The organism is Mesoterricola sp. MK458 (assembly GCF_055384935.1).
In genome coordinates this window covers 2,979,609-2,993,890 of the sequence record NZ_AP045075.1, presented here as the reverse complement: position 1 = coordinate 2,993,890, position 14,282 = coordinate 2,979,609, and the positions used below count along the sequence as shown (strand labels likewise).

15 protein-coding genes are annotated in these 14,282 nt (G+C 66.5%); 9 read left to right on the top strand and 6 right to left on the bottom strand.

Going from position 1 to position 14,282, the window contains the following annotated elements; genetic code table 11:
- Positions 1-4 precede the first annotated feature (4 nt).
- The 6 genes from ACZ5LB_RS12875 to ACZ5LB_RS12850 form a co-directional block, all read right to left on the bottom strand.
- Positions 5-2,062 carry a dipeptidyl-peptidase 5 gene (locus ACZ5LB_RS12875; RefSeq protein ID WP_464602628.1) on the bottom strand — a complete coding sequence of 686 codons (2,058 nt, stop codon included), beginning with the start codon at positions 2,060-2,062 and terminating at the stop codon, positions 5-7.
- A 135-nt stretch (positions 2,063-2,197) separates the two neighbouring features.
- The gene (locus tag ACZ5LB_RS12870; RefSeq protein WP_464602627.1) at positions 2,198-3,952 is read right to left on the bottom strand and encodes a cytochrome c biogenesis protein; all 1,755 of its coding nucleotides are present in this window, start codon (positions 3,950-3,952) and stop codon (positions 2,198-2,200) included.
- Positions 3,949-5,118, bottom strand: a complete 1,170-nt coding sequence (locus tag ACZ5LB_RS12865) for a cytochrome c biogenesis ResB family protein (protein WP_464602626.1) — start codon at positions 5,116-5,118, stop codon at positions 3,949-3,951. The genes ACZ5LB_RS12870 and ACZ5LB_RS12865 overlap by 4 nt, the downstream gene beginning before the upstream one ends.
- Positions 5,111-5,719 carry a hypothetical protein gene (locus ACZ5LB_RS12860; RefSeq protein WP_464602625.1) on the bottom strand — a complete coding sequence of 203 codons (609 nt, stop codon included), beginning with the start codon at positions 5,717-5,719 and terminating at the stop codon, positions 5,111-5,113. The genes ACZ5LB_RS12865 and ACZ5LB_RS12860 overlap by 8 nt, the downstream gene beginning before the upstream one ends.
- Positions 5,720-5,802: 83 nt before the next feature.
- Positions 5,803-6,213: a hypothetical protein gene (locus ACZ5LB_RS12855; protein ID WP_464602624.1), complete on the bottom strand. Its 411-nt coding sequence runs from the start codon at positions 6,211-6,213 to the stop codon at positions 5,803-5,805.
- A 168-nt stretch (positions 6,214-6,381) separates the two neighbouring features.
- Positions 6,382-6,915, bottom strand: a complete 534-nt coding sequence (locus tag ACZ5LB_RS12850; protein WP_464602623.1) for a hypothetical protein — start codon at positions 6,913-6,915, stop codon at positions 6,382-6,384.
- Positions 6,916-7,090: 175 nt separating this feature from the next.
- Between ACZ5LB_RS12850 and ACZ5LB_RS12845 the strand changes: the two genes are divergently transcribed.
- The 9 genes from ACZ5LB_RS12845 to ACZ5LB_RS12805 all read left to right on the top strand — a co-directional run bounded on the left by ACZ5LB_RS12845 (position 7,091) and on the right by ACZ5LB_RS12805 (position 14,277).
- Positions 7,091-7,558, top strand: a complete 468-nt coding sequence (locus ACZ5LB_RS12845; RefSeq protein ID WP_464602622.1) for an RrF2 family transcriptional regulator — start codon at positions 7,091-7,093, stop codon at positions 7,556-7,558.
- 512 nt (positions 7,559-8,070) lie between these two features.
- Positions 8,071-8,268 carry a hypothetical protein gene (locus tag ACZ5LB_RS12840; RefSeq protein WP_464602621.1) on the top strand — a complete coding sequence of 66 codons (198 nt, stop codon included), beginning with the start codon at positions 8,071-8,073 and terminating at the stop codon, positions 8,266-8,268.
- A complete protein-coding gene (locus tag ACZ5LB_RS12835) occupies positions 8,243-8,731 on the top strand; it encodes a QcrA and Rieske domain-containing protein (protein ID WP_464602620.1) in 489 nt (162 codons plus the stop codon). Before ACZ5LB_RS12840 ends, ACZ5LB_RS12835 begins: the two co-directional genes overlap by 26 nt.
- Entirely contained in the window at positions 8,728-10,017 is a 1,290-nt protein-coding gene (locus tag ACZ5LB_RS12830) for a cytochrome b N-terminal domain-containing protein (RefSeq protein ID WP_464602619.1), read from the top strand. Before ACZ5LB_RS12835 ends, ACZ5LB_RS12830 begins: the two co-directional genes overlap by 4 nt.
- A 10-nt stretch (positions 10,018-10,027) precedes the next feature.
- Positions 10,028-11,842 (top strand): c-type cytochrome, encoded by a 1,815-nt coding sequence (locus ACZ5LB_RS12825; RefSeq protein WP_464602618.1) that lies wholly within the window; start codon positions 10,028-10,030, stop codon positions 11,840-11,842.
- A complete protein-coding gene (locus ACZ5LB_RS12820) occupies positions 11,826-13,220 on the top strand; it encodes a cbb3-type cytochrome c oxidase subunit I (protein WP_464602617.1) in 1,395 nt (464 codons plus the stop codon). The genes ACZ5LB_RS12825 and ACZ5LB_RS12820 overlap by 17 nt, the downstream gene beginning before the upstream one ends.
- A 19-nt stretch (positions 13,221-13,239) precedes the next feature.
- A complete protein-coding gene (locus tag ACZ5LB_RS12815; protein WP_464602616.1) occupies positions 13,240-13,809 on the top strand; it encodes a cbb3-type cytochrome c oxidase subunit II in 570 nt (189 codons plus the stop codon).
- Positions 13,810-13,811: 2 nt separating this feature from the next.
- Positions 13,812-13,985, top strand: a complete 174-nt coding sequence (locus ACZ5LB_RS12810) for a hypothetical protein (protein ID WP_464602615.1) — start codon at positions 13,812-13,814, stop codon at positions 13,983-13,985.
- Positions 13,978-14,277, top strand: coding sequence for a hypothetical protein (locus ACZ5LB_RS12805; protein ID WP_464602614.1), 300 nt, complete (start codon positions 13,978-13,980; stop codon positions 14,275-14,277). Before ACZ5LB_RS12810 ends, ACZ5LB_RS12805 begins: the two co-directional genes overlap by 8 nt.
- Positions 14,278-14,282: the final 5 nt, after the last annotated feature.

Genomic DNA, 14,282 nt, shown 5'->3' with positions numbered 1-14,282 from the left:
AGTCTCAGTCTCCGAACACCTGGTTGCGCACCAGGGCTTCGGTCGACCAGGGGGCCGGCGCCCCGCCCAGGTATTTCGCGAACCACTCCAGGTGGGCGTTGTAATAGACGGGCATGGACTTGAGCCGGTCGGGCCAGTGGCCGTCGTTCTTGAAGACCAGCAGGCGCGAGGGCACCCCGGCCAGCTGGAGGTCCGTGAAGAACTCCAGGCTCTGGGTGTACGGCACCCGGTAGTCCCGTTCGCCGGTGATGACCAGGCAGGGGGTCTTGAAGGCCCGGGCGTGGCTGGCGGGGTTCATGCGCTCATAGGCGGCCCGGTTGCTGGTGGGCGTGCCGCCCAGCTCCCACTGGGGGAACCACAATTCCTCCGTGGCGCCATGCATGGCGGGAAGGTCGTAGACGCCCATCATGGCGGCCAGGGCCTTGAAGCGGGTGGTGTGCCCCTCCAGCCACATCATGGCGTACCCGCCCCAGGACCAGCCCATGGCGCCCATGCGCGAAGCGTCCACGTAGGGCAGGGCGGCCAGGGCGTCGGTGACCTTGGCGATGTCGGTCATCACCTTGCCGTCCCAATCCTTGGAGATGGCGTTGGTGAAGGCCTGGCCGTAGCCGGTGGAACCGTGGGGGTTGGGGAAGGCGACCACGTAGCCCGCGCCGGGGTACACCTGCCAGTCGCCCCGGAAGGTGTCGGACCACATCATCTGGGGACCCCCGTGCACGTTGAGGATGAGGGGGTACTTCTTCGCGGGGTCGAAGCCGTGGGGCTTGACGATGAACACCTGCACGTCCTCGCCGCCGGCGCCCTTCACCAACATCTCCTCCGCCGGGCGCAGGTCCACCTCGGCGGCCACGGCGTCATTGAAGGAGGTGAGCTTGCGCAGCTCCTTGCTGGGAAGCCCGCAGCGCCAGATCTCCGAAGCCTCGCCCACGCGGTTGCGCACGAAGAGCACCGAAGCCTGGTCGGGGGCCACCACGAACTCGCGGATGCTCTGGCCGTCCAGCACGCGCACGGGCTTGCCCGAGGGGAGGTCCACCCGGTAGAGCGGGTAGCGCCCCTTTTCCTGGATGGTGAACCACAGGGACTTGCCGTCGGCGGACCACTGGAAGGCCTCGACGGGGTTGTCCAGGGCCTCCGTGAGATTCAGGAAGGCCTTGGCGGAGCGGTCGTAGACCCCCAGCCGGAACCGGTCGGACTCGAAGCGTGGGACCTTCTGGAACTTGTAGGCGATCCAGCGGCCATCCGGCGAATACCGGGGCGCGCCGTCGGCGGCCGGGTTGGCGCCGGTGATGCAAACGGGGGTGCGGTCGCCGTCCATGCGGATGAGGAAAAGGTCCGTGTTGGTGGACTGGGCCGGATCCGGGCCGTTGGGCGTGGCCACGCACACCTCCCGTCCGTCGGGGGCGACGTCGTAGCCCTGGTCGTAGCCCGGGAAGTCCCGGGGGCCGGAGGTGAGGGCCTTGACCTCGCCGCCCTGGGCGGGGGCGGTGAACAGGTGGGTGTACTGGAAGTCCCGGTACGAGGTCCAGTGGCGGTACAGCAGTCCGTCGGCCAAATGGGCCTGGACGGGCCCCTTCTCGAGCTTGTCGGCCATGGTCTTGTTCCGGGCCTCGTCCGCCAGGGCCTCCGGGAAGACCGTGGACTGGAAGAAGAGGGTCGTTCCCACCACGAGGGGGTCCGCGATGCCCGGGCCGAAGGACGTCACCTGCCGGGCTTCCCCGCCGGCCATGTCCAGGCGCCACAGCTGGGAGCCCTCCCCCCGGTTGGAAACGAACGTGAAGGACCGGCCGTCGGCGGACCAGCGGGGGTAGGTGTCCGAGCTGCCCGCTGAGGTCATCTGGCGCACGGAACCGGTCTTCAGGTCCGCCATCCACACGTGGGTGGCCCGGGTCGACCGGCGCAGGTCCTGGCTGGCGACCTCGAAGAGGAGCCGGGAACCGTCCGGCGACAGGGCCAGGTGGGCCACGTCCTTGAGGCGGTAGAGGTCCTCGATGGAAAAGGCCCGCGGCGCGGCGGCGAGCCAGGGGCAGAGGAGAAGGGGCAGGGCGGTGCGGAGGATGTTCACGGGACTCCCAGGATGCTTCCAGGTTCCTGAAACTTCCGGCCGGACACAAGGGAAAGGTGGGGCGAGAAGCGGGCGGACGTACGGCCAAATACGAAGCGGCCCCCGAAGGGGCCGCGTCGCCGGGGCGGGGAGGCCTCAGGCCTTGGCGCCCACGTGGAAGGTGTCGGGCAGGAGGCACATCCCGATCAGCACCAGTTGGCTGCCCACGAACAGGAACAGCCAGAGGAAGGCCGCGTCGGTGAACCCGTAGGAATGGAGCCCCACGCCCAGCATGTTCACGCCGAACCAGGACAGGCTGGTGATGATGTTGCCGAAGATGGCGCAGGCCATGAGGCCCCGCTCGCGGATGTAGCCCGCCCAGCGCGCGTGGAGGATGACGGCGTTCCACAGGACGATGAGCAGCGCGCCGTTCTCCTTGGGGTCCCAGCCCCAGAACCGGCCCCAGGACTGGTCGGCCCAGATGCCGCCCAGCACCGTGCCCACGAAGCTGAAGAGCAGGGCGAAGCAGACGATGCCGTAGGTCATGTCCGCGAGGACCTTGGTGGTGGCCTCGTCGCGGTTCCTGCCGAAGATCTTGCGCAGGGTGAAGGCGATGGCGATGGCCCCGGCCAGGAAGGTGGCGCTGTAGCCGATGGTGATGGTCACCACGTGCGTGGCCAGCCAGAAATTGGAGTCCAGCACGGCGCGCATCATCTCCATGGTGTCCCCCTCCATGGCGAGGTGGTGGGCGATGATCAGCGAGACGAACCCGGAGGCCGAGCCCACCGCGGTCGCGAAGCCCCGGCGGTACATCCGCTCCAGCACGATCGCCAGGATCACCGCGCCCCAGCCCACGAAAACGGCCGAGGAGTAGAGGTTGGTGACCGGGGGCCGCCCCTGGAGGATGACGCGGGAGGCCAGGCCCAGGGTGTGGATGATGGCCGCGCCCCACATGAAGGAGAAGGCCCCTTCCTGGAAGAACTCGCGCCGGCCCAGCCAGGAGAAGAAGATCCCGCCCAGGGCCAACAGGTAGAAGATCATGCCGATGTAGAAGGGCTCCACTCGGTTGAAGAGCAGCTCGGAGCCCGCGTGCCTCAGGGCCTCGGGGCGGGCGGCGCTCACCAGGTGGGCGAGGTCGGAGGCGGCGGCGTTGAAGGAGGCCGCGTCGCCCACGGTGTAGGCGGCGCCGGCCCGGGCCAGGGGCACCAGGCCGGGGTGCACGTTGCCCGCGGCGGCGTTGTCCAGGGCGGTGCCCACGGAGATCCAGGCGTCCGGGTCCTGCCCGGCGAGGGGGGCCAGGGGCTTGAACAGCGCGAGCTCAGCCAGGGCCCGGTGGCGCGCGGGGGCGTCGGGGGACTGGAGGGTCTGGAGCTCCATGAAGAGCCCCGGGGTGTCCATGAGCTGCATGGAGTTGCGCAGGCCGTGGTACTTCTCCAGCCGGCCGTAGAGTTTCACCACCGCGGACTGGAAGCGGGAGCGCTTGATGCCCTCGACGCCCATGGCCATCTGGGCCTGCTTCACGATCTCGTCGATGTGGGGCGAGAGGGTTGCGAAGCTGAAGCGCCGCTGGGTGCTCTGGGCCATGCCCATGAGGCCCAGCACGTCCGGGTCGTCGATGCTGAAGATGGGCTGCTGGTCGGCCACGGCGGGACGGAACATGACGTCCAGGATCCACTCGTCGGGGCTGAGGGTGCGGTTCTCGAAGCGGATGGTCTGGCGCTCCTGGATGACCAGGATGGCGTTGCGCGCCACCGAATCCAGAGGCTTGACGCGCCCGCCCTCGAGCACGGGCATGCGGCAGAACTTCTCGATCTCCATGCCGCGCACGGGACGCGGGGGGAGCATGACGAAGAGGGCCGCGGCCAGGGTGAGGACCGCGGGCAGCCACTTGGCGAGGCGGTTGAGGTTCATGCCATCACCTCCTTGGTTTCATTGCGCTTCTTCATGGAACGGCGGAGGGTGATCCCGAAGTGGATGAGCAGGCCCAGGGTGATGAGCGAGCAGGAGATGTAGGGAATCAGCCACCCGGGGTTCCGCACCACCTGGAGGATGCTGAGCTGGTCGCCCTTGCCGAAGCTGGCCTGGTAGAAGGCCATGCCGTCGTAGCGCAGGGGCTGGTTCATGGAGATGAGCACGTCCCGCTCCTCGCCCCGGACCGGGTCCGAGATGTGGACGAGGCTGGAGAAGTTCTTGGGGATCTGGGTGCCGGGGTAGACGTCGTGGCTGAACTTCTTGAGGGTGATGGAATAGGGCAGGTAGTACCGGCGGTTGTGGATGCCGAGGGTGTAGGTGCGGCCCTCGTGGATGAAGCTCTGGGGGGCGCCGATGCCGTTGGAGGCCAGCCAGGTGCCGTAGCTGATGCCTCCGGCCAGGGGCTCCACGACGGCCGTGACCATGTTGACCTCGGTCTCGGTGGCGGCCAGCGGGGCCTCGACGACCTTGACGGCCGCGCCCACGCCCTGGGTGGCCAGGGCCGGGGGATCCCCGGGGCCCAGGCGGGTGAGGGTGGCGTTGGGGAAGAATTTCTTCACCCGGATGGTGAGGGGCGTGCCGGGCAGGGGCACGTCCTTGCCCTTGGCCAGGAGGCTCTCGGGCACGCCATAGGCCTGGGGCCGCTGGGGGTCCGTGACGTCGGTGACGGTCAGCTCGTAGTCCCGGGGGCTCTCCAGCCAGTTCACGGTCTGGCCGTTCTCGATGGACATGTTCGTTTCCACCTGGAAGGCGCCGGTGGAGAACTCCCCGGCGATCAGCAGGATCAGGCCGCCGTGGGCCAGCCAGAGCCCGCACTTGTTCCAGTTCAGTTCCAGCCGCCGGATGCCGGCCAGGCTGAGGTTGAACACGAGCACCAGGCCCACCAGGGCCCCGCCGGGGAAGATGGGCAGGGGGAACGGCAGTCCCGGGAAATAGCGCCAGACCAGGAACGAACGCATGTAGACCTTGGTGGCCCCGAAGGTTCCCAGGTCGGTCTGGGCCAGGGTGCACAGGACGACCAGGGCCATCAGCAGCACCATGGACACGATGGTGACCTGCATGGATGACAGGCCTTTCCAGAAGCGGAGCGCGAAGGTCTTAATCAAGGTGGAGGCTCTCCAGGTAGCGCATGAAGTCGGGTCTGGCCTTGGCCACGGGAGCGGCGTCGCCCAGGAGCTTGAGGAACCAGGTGCCGCCGTCCTTGGTGGTGAGGGAACCCACGACCATCCGGGTCTGGGTCTGGCCCTGGCTGGTGAAGTCGAAGACGGCCACGGCGCCCGCCTTGCTCTTGACGGTCTGGCGGGAGGCGGCGAGGGCCTTGTCGTCCATGGGCTCCAGGCCGATCTGCCCGCGCCAGCGGTTCACGTTGGCCAGTTCACCCCCGGCCTGCCCGGGCAGGCACACCACCGAGACCTCGACCTTGCCGGGGCCGGGCGGGTTGAGGGTCGCGAAGCGCATGCCGTTGCCCGGCGTCTCGGTCCAGCCCTTGGGCAGGGTCCAGTGGAGGGGGCTTGAGGGCGTCGGCGGCAGGGGCACCTCCCCGGACATGCCCGCGGGCGGGGCGGCCGGGGCGGTACCGGGCGCGGCCGTGACGGGAACCGGGGCCGAGCGGCTCACCTGGTCCCGGTTGCAGCCGGTGTAAAGCATCGCGCAGGCAGCCAGCACCGCGCAGGCGCCGATGGGCGGCCTCAGGGAAGGGGTAGGCATGGTGACATCTCCAAGGAAACGACCTCGGATCCAAGCATAACCGGACTGGTCCCATATCCGGCCGGCGCGCCCTGGAATGTGATTCAGATCTTCTCTGCGATCTTGAGGACCGCGTCGCTGAGCTGCACCTTGGCCGTCTTCAGGTTCGCGGTGTTGAGGATGAGCTTGGGCCGGCCCCCGTCCTCGACGATGAGGACCGAGGCGCTGGAGGCCAGGTCCCGCTTGTTGGTGATGACGAGGCGGCCGAACTGCTTCATGGTCTTGGCGATGTTGGGGTTGGTCACCCAGCAGATGGGGGCGGACGAATCCACGACGATGCCCTGGGCCTCGAGGGCCGCCTTGAGGGCGGCGTCGTCGCAGGAGATCTTGTTGGTTCCGCTGGAGGCGATGATGGCCTTCAGGAACTTGGCTTCCACTTCCGGCGACAGTTCCGCGCGGACCGTCAGGGACGCCACGGCGGCGGCGGCGAGGAGGAACGACTTGGTGTAGTTCATGGCTTCCTTTCGTGGAGACACGGGTACGGAGCTTCCCCCATTTAGCGGATCGCCCTGACCCCGGTCGCGGGAACCTTCCCTCCCCGAGAGCTAGGGTCGGTCTCCATAATCTTAATTAATCAGGGAAATGGGAACAATCTTTTTATCCTGCCTGCTTTTTCACAGGCCCTAAGATCGGAGATCCCCCAGGTTCCTCCACAGGGACACCACCAGGATGCCCAGGCCCAGGCCCATCAACCCGTGGGCGAGGCCATAGGTGCCCGCCCTAAGCGCATGGTTGGAAAACATGAATTGATCATTAAGGATGGCCAGATCATGGGTGCCGTGGCGCACGCCCAGCACCCGGTGGTAGCCCTTGAAGAGCATGAGCAGGATCGTGAGCACCGCGCCGGGGAGGTACAAGGCGGAAGTCCATGCGAGCGAGCGTTCGGAAACGGCCTTCCCGCCCAGCAACAGGGAAAGGTGGACCATCCAGGCGAAGGCCAGCGGCAGGAGCACGCCCACCAGGAAGGCGTGGCCGTGGACCAGCGCCAGGGTGAGGAGGAACTCCAGGTGGGCCCCGGCGGGCACCTCGGGGGAGATGAGCACTTTCTTCCCGGACTCCTGGAAGGAGATGCCGGCCAGCAGGGCCACCCCGATCATGATCAGGGCGAAGCGCAGGTGGAGGCGGCAGAACCGCCGGTAATGGTCGGGAAGGCTCACGGGGACTCCTGGGTCGGTGCGCGTCGCGGGACGGACATCGTTGGGATTCTGGGGTAGCACGTGACCAATATCAAGGTGCCGGCCCGGGTTCCGTCGGATACTGGACCCGTATTCTTTCCGCCCCCGGCTGGGGGCGGAAGTCTTGTCCTCCCGCTTTCCTTTTTCCTGGTGGCCCATGCTCGGGATCTCGCGACAGACCGATTACGCCGTTCGGGTGGTGCTGCACCTGGCCTGTCTGGAGAAGGGCGCGCAGGTGTCCATCGCCGAGATCTCGGAATCCCGGGGCCTGCCCATGCCCTTCGTGCGCCGGCTCATCAAGCCCCTGGTCACCCGGGGTATTCTCGTGTCGGCCCGGGGCTCCTCGGGCGGCATCCGCCTGGCCAGGCCCGCCGGCGAGATCTCGCTGCTGGAAGTGGTGCGGGCCATGGAGGGCGGTCTGGCCCTCAACCATTGCGCCGACGCCGACAAGGGCTGCCCCCTTTCCCACAGCTGCCCCGTGGAGTCGGTGTGGGTGGGCGCCACCGGCGTCCTGGAGCGCCACCTGGAGAAGGTCCGCTTCGACGACCTGGCCGTGGGTCCCCAGGGTCATGTGGTGGCCCATCAGCGCATGCAAGGCGGAGCCGCCGCGGTGGGCCAGGCCTGACCCCGGCTCTTCAGCCATAGCCGCAGGCCGGGGTCGGGACCCGGGCATGCTTCGCTCCGCGCCGGGGCGAACGGAATGGGCTGTACGCCGGTGATGCAGGGGATGGAAAGGATGAAGAAAGGCATGGGGCCTCGTCTTGGCCTCTCCGTGGGGTTTTCGTTCGGGGGCATGCGGGGCTCCGGGGCTTGCCCTGAGTGCGGGGGAGAACGGGGCCGCAGGACCGATTGAGGCCCGGGCTTGAGGGTGTATGCAAATGAGTCTCAATAGAAAAAAATAGGTCAAAATTGAACGATTCAAGGGTCGATTTTTAATTTTTATTTACTGTAATACCTTGGCTTAATAAAAACATTACCAAAAACATCACAAATGTGACAAAAGGGTCTTGTGAACTAGTGGATGTTTCCAGCAGGATAGGACATCGCAATCACGAGGTAACCGATGGAGTGCTGGTCCCTGACCGGATACGCCGCGACCTCCGCCACGGGGTTTCCCTGCCCCGGGGGGGGAGCGACATGGAAATGACGTGGATAGCCATCGCCGCGAGCCTCGCGATGGGCCTTTCCGCGGCCTTCCTCTTCGTGTTCGCGGTGCGGCGCGGGTGGTTCAAGGACATCGAGGACGCGAAATACCAGGTCTTCTGGTCGGACAGGAACGATTCCAAGGATTCAACGAGGGAGGCTGCTGATGGCGGTCAATCTGAAAAGAAGTAGTGGGGGAGGCACCCAGGTGGCGGTCTCCCGCCGCAGGATGCTGGCCTGGATCGCCGGCACGGGCCTGGTCGGCTCGGGGGTCCTGAGCGCCATCTCCAATTTCGTCTTCATCAAGCCCAGGGCTACGTACGGCCAGCCCCAGCGCTTCAGCATCGGCAAGCCCGAGGACTTCCCCCCGGGCACCCGCATCGCCCTCGAGACCCGCCGGATCTGCGTGGTGCGCGAAGGCAACCGGCTCGCGGCGCTCAGCACCACCTGCACCCACCTGGGCTGCATCGTGGGCCTGGCCGACACGGGCTTCGCCTGCCCCTGCCACGGATCGCGCTTCGACGGCGACGGCACGGTCACGGGCGGCCCCGCCCCGCGCCCCCTCCCCTGGTACAAGGTCACGCTGGCTCCCAACGGGGAGATCGAAGTGGACAAGGATACCGAGATCACCCCCGGGAGCTACCTGACGCTATGAGCAAAGAGACGGCAAGCCCCTCCCTCCTGACCGCGGTGAAGGAACTGCCGGGGAACGTGTGGAAGTCCCTCTTCCGCAATCCCCTGCCCACCAACGACCTGGAACGTTCCAGCACCAGCTTCACCAACTTCTTCCTGCACATCCACCCCGTGAAGGTGCACAAGAACACCCTGCGGCCCCTGTACACGCTGGGCCTGGGGCTGGTGTCCTTCTTCCTGTTCGTCATCCTGGTCGTCACCGGGATCCTGCTGATGTTCTACTACGTGCCCAGCACGGCCCAGGCCTACGACCGCATGCTGGACCTGCGGGGCTCCGTGGCCTTCGGCACCATCCTCCGCAACATGCACCGGTGGTCCGCCCACGGCATGGTCGCGGTGGTGGTCATGCACCTCTGCCGCGTGTTCTTCACGGGCTCCTACAAGAAGCCCCGGGAGTTCAACTGGGTGCTGGGCGTCGTGCTCCTGCTGCTCACGCTCCTCATGAGCTTCACCGGGTACCTGCTTCCCTGGGACCAGCTGGCCTTCTGGGCGATCACCGTGGGCACGGCCATCGCCGGGTACGCGCCGGTCATCGGCAAGGACATCCAGTTCCTCCTCATGGGCGGATCCACCGTGGGGCAGGAGGCGCTTCTGCGCTTCTACGTCCTCCACGTGGCCGTGCTCCCCGCCACCCTGACCCTGGCCATCGCCATCCACTTCTGGCGCATCCGCAAGGACGGCGGCCTTTCCCGGCCTGCCGACGCCGACCCCACCCCGCCCATGGAGATGATGGGCGCCCTGGCCGGCGCCAAGCCCTCCCTGCCGGAAGGGAAGAAGACCTACGGCCTCCAGGGCCTGGTGCGCGGGCCCCTCACCAAGGTGAACAACATTCCCGACAACACCGTGTTCTCCTGGCCGAACCTGTTCATGTCCGAGTTGTTCGTGTTCGTCATGACCCTCGCGGTGATCCTGGTGCTCGCGCTGCTCTTCAACGCGCCGCTGGAAGAGCCGGTGAACGTCATGCATCCGCCCAATCCCGCCAAGGCGCCCTGGTACTTCCTGGGTCTCCAGGAGATGGTCTCCTACTCCGCCTTCTGGGGCGGCATCGGGGTTCCGGGCATCTTCGTGGGCCTGCTGCTCCTGGCGCCCTACCTGGACCGCTCCCCCAAGGGGGTGGGCGTCTGGTTCTCCCGGGACCGCCTCCTGGCCAACACCATCTTCCTGACCTTCCTGGTGGCGAACATCATCTTCGTCATCATCGGAACGTTCTTCCGCGGTCCCAACTGGGCCTTCGTTACCCCTTGGTGAGGACCAACCCATGAGATTCGCACTCGCCGTCGGAACCTTCCTGATCCTCGTGATCCACGGGGTGATCCTCTACAACCAGTTCTCCCACAAGTGGGAGGCGCACCAGATCGCATATTTCAACCAGGCCAAGGCCATGGCCAAGGGCGACGCCGAAAGGGCCTCCCTGGAGGCGCGGAGCCCGCGCATCGAGCAGAACGTGGTGGCCGACTTCGGGGAGACCCGGGTGGACCGCTGCATCACCTGCCACATCGCCGCGGACGATCCCCGGTTCTCCACCTACCAGCAGCCCCTGAAGACCCATCCCTATTCCCTGGCCATGGGCGACGTCCAGAAGAACGGGAGGTGGGAGCGCCGGCACAAGTTCAGCGAGTTCGGCTGCACGGTGTGCCACGACGGCCAGGGCCGGGGACTCAGCCCCCGGGACGCCCACGGCGAGGACGAATACTGGCCCGATCCCCTCCTGGGCGCCGCCGTCCAGGAGAACTGGCGCAAGGAGTTCGTGCCCATGCTCAGGGGCAAGGAATTCCTGGAGGCCAACTGCGCCCAGTGCCACACCTCCCCGGCCTTCGCCGGCACGCCCACCGTGCGCCGCGGCATGGACCTCTACTACGCCAGCAACTGCTACGGCTGCCATCGCATCGAGGGCCTCTCGGACGGCACCATCGGCCCCGACCTCACCGAGGTGGGCCGCAAGTTCAAGGTCGACTACATCTACGCCCGCATCAAGGATCCCAAGTCCGTGCTGGCGACCTCCATCATGCCCAAGTTCAACATGCTCACGGACCAGGACATCCGCGCCCTGGTGATCTTCCTCAAGAGCCGCAAGGGCAAGAACTTCTCCGAGACGGAGATGGACCGCTACCGCCTGCGGGCCACGGGAGGCGCCGAACTGGTCCAGGCCCACATCAAGCCCGTGCAGATCAACCCGGCCCAGATGGCCAGGCAGGGCGAGCAGCTGGTCCTCGACCGCGCCTGCACCGCCTGCCACAAGCTGGGCGCCAAGGACGGCGCGGTGGCCCCCGACCTCACCTTCGAGGGGCTCCTGAAGGACCCCGCGTGGCTGGACGCGCACTTCCGCAACCCGCGCTCCACCATGCCCGACTCCATCATGCCGGCGTTCCGGTTCACCGAACCCGAATTCAAGGCCATGACGGCCTACCTGTCGGGCCTGAAGACGGTGCCGGCCATGCCGACCCCCGAGGCCACCTACAAGGCCCTGTGCCTACGCTGCCACGGGGACAAGGGCAACGGCCTGGGGCCCATCGCCGAGCACCTGGATCCCGCGCCCCGCGACTTCACCAAGGCGGCCTTCATGAACTCCAAGCCCATGGACCGCCTCGTGGCCTCCGTGCGCAAGGGCGTCGACGGCACCTCCATGCCCGCCTGGGAGCGGATCCTCGACGACCGGCAGGCCAAGGCCCTCCTGGACTACATCCAGACGGCCTTCGTGAAGGAGCCCCGCCAGGAGCCCAAGGCCCGGAACCTGCCCGCCGCCAACCCGGTGGCCTCCAGCCCCGAGTCCATCGCCCGCGGCGAAGCCACCTTCGTGAACCGGTGCGCCGGCTGCCACGGCCGCAAGGGCGACGGCAAGGGCCCCAACAGCCTGGACATCCTTCCCAAGCCCAGGAACCTGCGCAACGCCTTCTTCCTGTCCAGCGTGAGCGACACGCGGCTGTTCGACTCCATCCTCTACGGCGTGCAGGGCACGGCCATGCCGTCCTGGATCGACTACGGCCTGAGCAACAACGATGTGGGCGACCTCGTGAATTTCCTCAGGAACCTCAATCCCAAACCCAAGGGGGGCCAGAATGCAGGAACAATTTAGCCGCGCGGAGTCCGGAGGCGCCGCCCCGGGGGCCATCATCCACGAGGACACGACGGTCAAGTGGTTCGTGGTGAGTTCCATCTGCTACTTCTTCATCGTCGGCATCATCGCCCTGGTCATCGCCGCCAAGTTCGTCTGGCCCGACCTCATGGGCACCACCGCCTGGCTCACCTACGGCCGTCTGCGGCCCCTGCACGTGAACGGCATGCTCTTCGGGTGGCTCCTGGCCGCCGACATGGGCCTCACCTACTACATCGTGCCCCGGCTGTGCGGCGTGAAGATCTGGAGCGAGAAGCTCGGGGTGGCCACGGGCATCCTGTGGAACGTCATCATCCTCGGCGCCGTGGTAAGCCTGCTCCTGGGCCGCAACAAGGGCTTCGAGTACGGCGAGCTGGAGATGAGCCTGAGCGTGCTGGTGGTGGTGGCCTGGCTCATGTTCACCGCCAACATCCTCATGACCGTCTTCCAGCGGAAGTACCAGGCCATGTACGTCTCCATCTGGTACTTCATGGGCTGCCTGCTCTGGACCGCCTTCGTCTACCTGACGGGCAACTTCGCCACGCTGCTCGCCACCGGCGTGAACCAGGCCAACCTGAACTGGATGTACGTGCACAACGCCGTGGGCCTGATCTTCACGCCCGTGGGCCTGGGCATCGCCTACTACTTCATTCCCCGCACCTCCAACACGCCCCTGTTCAGCCACAAGCTGAGCATGGTGGGCTTCTGGTCCCTGGCCTTCGTCTACGTCTGGACCGGCGCCCACCACATGCTCCACGGGCCCATCTCCCAGTGGCTCCAGACCATCGCCATCGCCTTCAGCCTCATGCTCCTGGTGCCCGTGTGGGCCGTGGTCTACAACCTCATCATCACGATGAAGGGCCAGTGGCACCAGCTGCGCGACAAGGTCGAGCTCAAGTTCCTCATGTCCGGCGTGGTGTTCTACCTGCTCACCTGCTTCCAGGGCCCCATGCACAGCCTGCGCACGGTCAACGCCATCGTCTCCAAGACGGACTGGATCCCCGGCCACGCCCACATGGCGGTGCTGGGAGCCTTCAGCTTCTTCGCCATCGCGGGAACGTACTACGCCGCGCCGCGGGTGTTCGGCAAGCTCCTCCATTCCGTGGCCCTGGCCAACTGGAGCTACTGGATGATCATGATCGGCGGGCTCGGATTCTTCACCACCCTGTGGCTGGGCGGGTTCTGGCAGGGCTGGCAGTGGAACAACGTCTCCATCCCGTTCATCGACACGGTCGTGGCCCTCAAGCCCATCTGGACCGTGCGGTTCATTTCCGGCGTGATGATCTTCGTCGGCATCGTGATGTTCGCCTACAACATCATGGCCACCGTCCTCGGCCCCGAAACCGAGGCGGCCGCGTAGCGGCCAGAAAGGAGCGAACATGTTGAGAAAAGCCGACACCTCCGCCGTCTGGGCCATCGTCGCGTCCCTCGTCCTCTTCTTCATCGGGGGCCTGCTCACCACCGTGGTGCCCCCCATGGTGGACAAGAGCTGGGGCAAGCCCTTCGCCAACGCGGACCCCGCCAAGGGCCCCACCGGGACCCTGGTGAGGCTCAACGCCCAGCAGCAGCTGGGCCGTGACATCTACGTGCGCGAAGGGTGCTGGTACTGTCACACCCAGCAGATCCGAACCCTGCTCGCCGACACCAAGCGCTACGGGTGGAAGGGCGTGGACGCCCCCATCTCCACGCCCGACGAATTCGTCTACGACACGCCGCACATGTTCGGCACCAAGCGCACCGGTCCGGACCTCGCGCGGGTGGGAGGCCGCTACGACACCCAGTGGCACCGCACCCACTTCCGGAATCCCCGGGATCTGGTCAAGGGCTCGATCATGCCGGCCTTCCCCTGGATCGTCGCGGACCCCAAGGAGTTCCCGGCCCTGGTGGCCTACCTGCAGACCCTGGGCCGCGCCAAGGACTGGCGCCCCTCCAACGACTACGAGAGGTAGCCATGGACTACACCTGGCCCAGCGTCTACTTCGCCTACCTTTTCTTCTTCCTGATGTTCGCCCTGGCGGTCTTCTTCTTCGTCAAGACCGCCCGGGACGGCTACTGGGGCAAGGACGGCGAGGACATCAAGTACCGCATGCTCGAGGACGGCGATCAGAGGAGAACCCATGAGTGAGCAGAAGGAAGAGCTCAAGGACTACGCGGGCGGCTGGATCATGGAGAAGCAGGGCACCGACTTCCCCTTCTTCCTCAAGCTGGCCTTCCCCATCATCGGCCTGGGGTGCGTGGCCTACATCGTCCTCCAGATGATGGGCGACGTGGGCCACGCCACCCGCGGGACCTTCGTGCAGCAGTTCAACAAGGTCAGCCAGACCAGCCCCGTCCTGCAGTACGTCGTGGCCGCCCTGGCCCTGGTCTACGTCCTCATCATGGCCGTGTACACCTTCCGGTCCGTCAAGGAGCATTAGAGCCG

Excerpts from the sequence above, each read along its gene's own strand:
- ACZ5LB_RS12870 (WP_464602627.1), bottom strand. The coding sequence starts at position 3,952 with ATGAACCTCAACCGCCTCGCCAAGTGGCTGCCCGCGGTCCTCACCCTG.
- ACZ5LB_RS12860 (WP_464602625.1), bottom strand. The coding sequence starts at position 5,719 with ATGCCTACCCCTTCCCTGAGGCCGCCCATCGGCGCCTGCGCGGTGCTG.
- ACZ5LB_RS12855 (WP_464602624.1), bottom strand. The coding sequence starts at position 6,213 with ATGAACTACACCAAGTCGTTCCTCCTCGCCGCCGCCGCCGTGGCGTCC.
- ACZ5LB_RS12845 (WP_464602622.1), top strand. The coding sequence starts at position 7,091 with ATGCTCGGGATCTCGCGACAGACCGATTACGCCGTTCGGGTGGTGCTG.
- ACZ5LB_RS12840 (WP_464602621.1), top strand. The coding sequence starts at position 8,071 with ATGGAAATGACGTGGATAGCCATCGCCGCGAGCCTCGCGATGGGCCTT.
- ACZ5LB_RS12835 (WP_464602620.1), top strand. The coding sequence starts at position 8,243 with ATGGCGGTCAATCTGAAAAGAAGTAGTGGGGGAGGCACCCAGGTGGCG.
- ACZ5LB_RS12830 (WP_464602619.1), top strand. The coding sequence starts at position 8,728 with ATGAGCAAAGAGACGGCAAGCCCCTCCCTCCTGACCGCGGTGAAGGAA.
- ACZ5LB_RS12825 (WP_464602618.1), top strand. The coding sequence starts at position 10,028 with ATGAGATTCGCACTCGCCGTCGGAACCTTCCTGATCCTCGTGATCCAC.
- ACZ5LB_RS12820 (WP_464602617.1), top strand. The coding sequence starts at position 11,826 with ATGCAGGAACAATTTAGCCGCGCGGAGTCCGGAGGCGCCGCCCCGGGG.
- ACZ5LB_RS12815 (WP_464602616.1), top strand. The coding sequence starts at position 13,240 with ATGTTGAGAAAAGCCGACACCTCCGCCGTCTGGGCCATCGTCGCGTCC.
- ACZ5LB_RS12810 (WP_464602615.1), top strand. The coding sequence starts at position 13,812 with ATGGACTACACCTGGCCCAGCGTCTACTTCGCCTACCTTTTCTTCTTC.
- ACZ5LB_RS12805 (WP_464602614.1), top strand. The coding sequence starts at position 13,978 with ATGAGTGAGCAGAAGGAAGAGCTCAAGGACTACGCGGGCGGCTGGATC.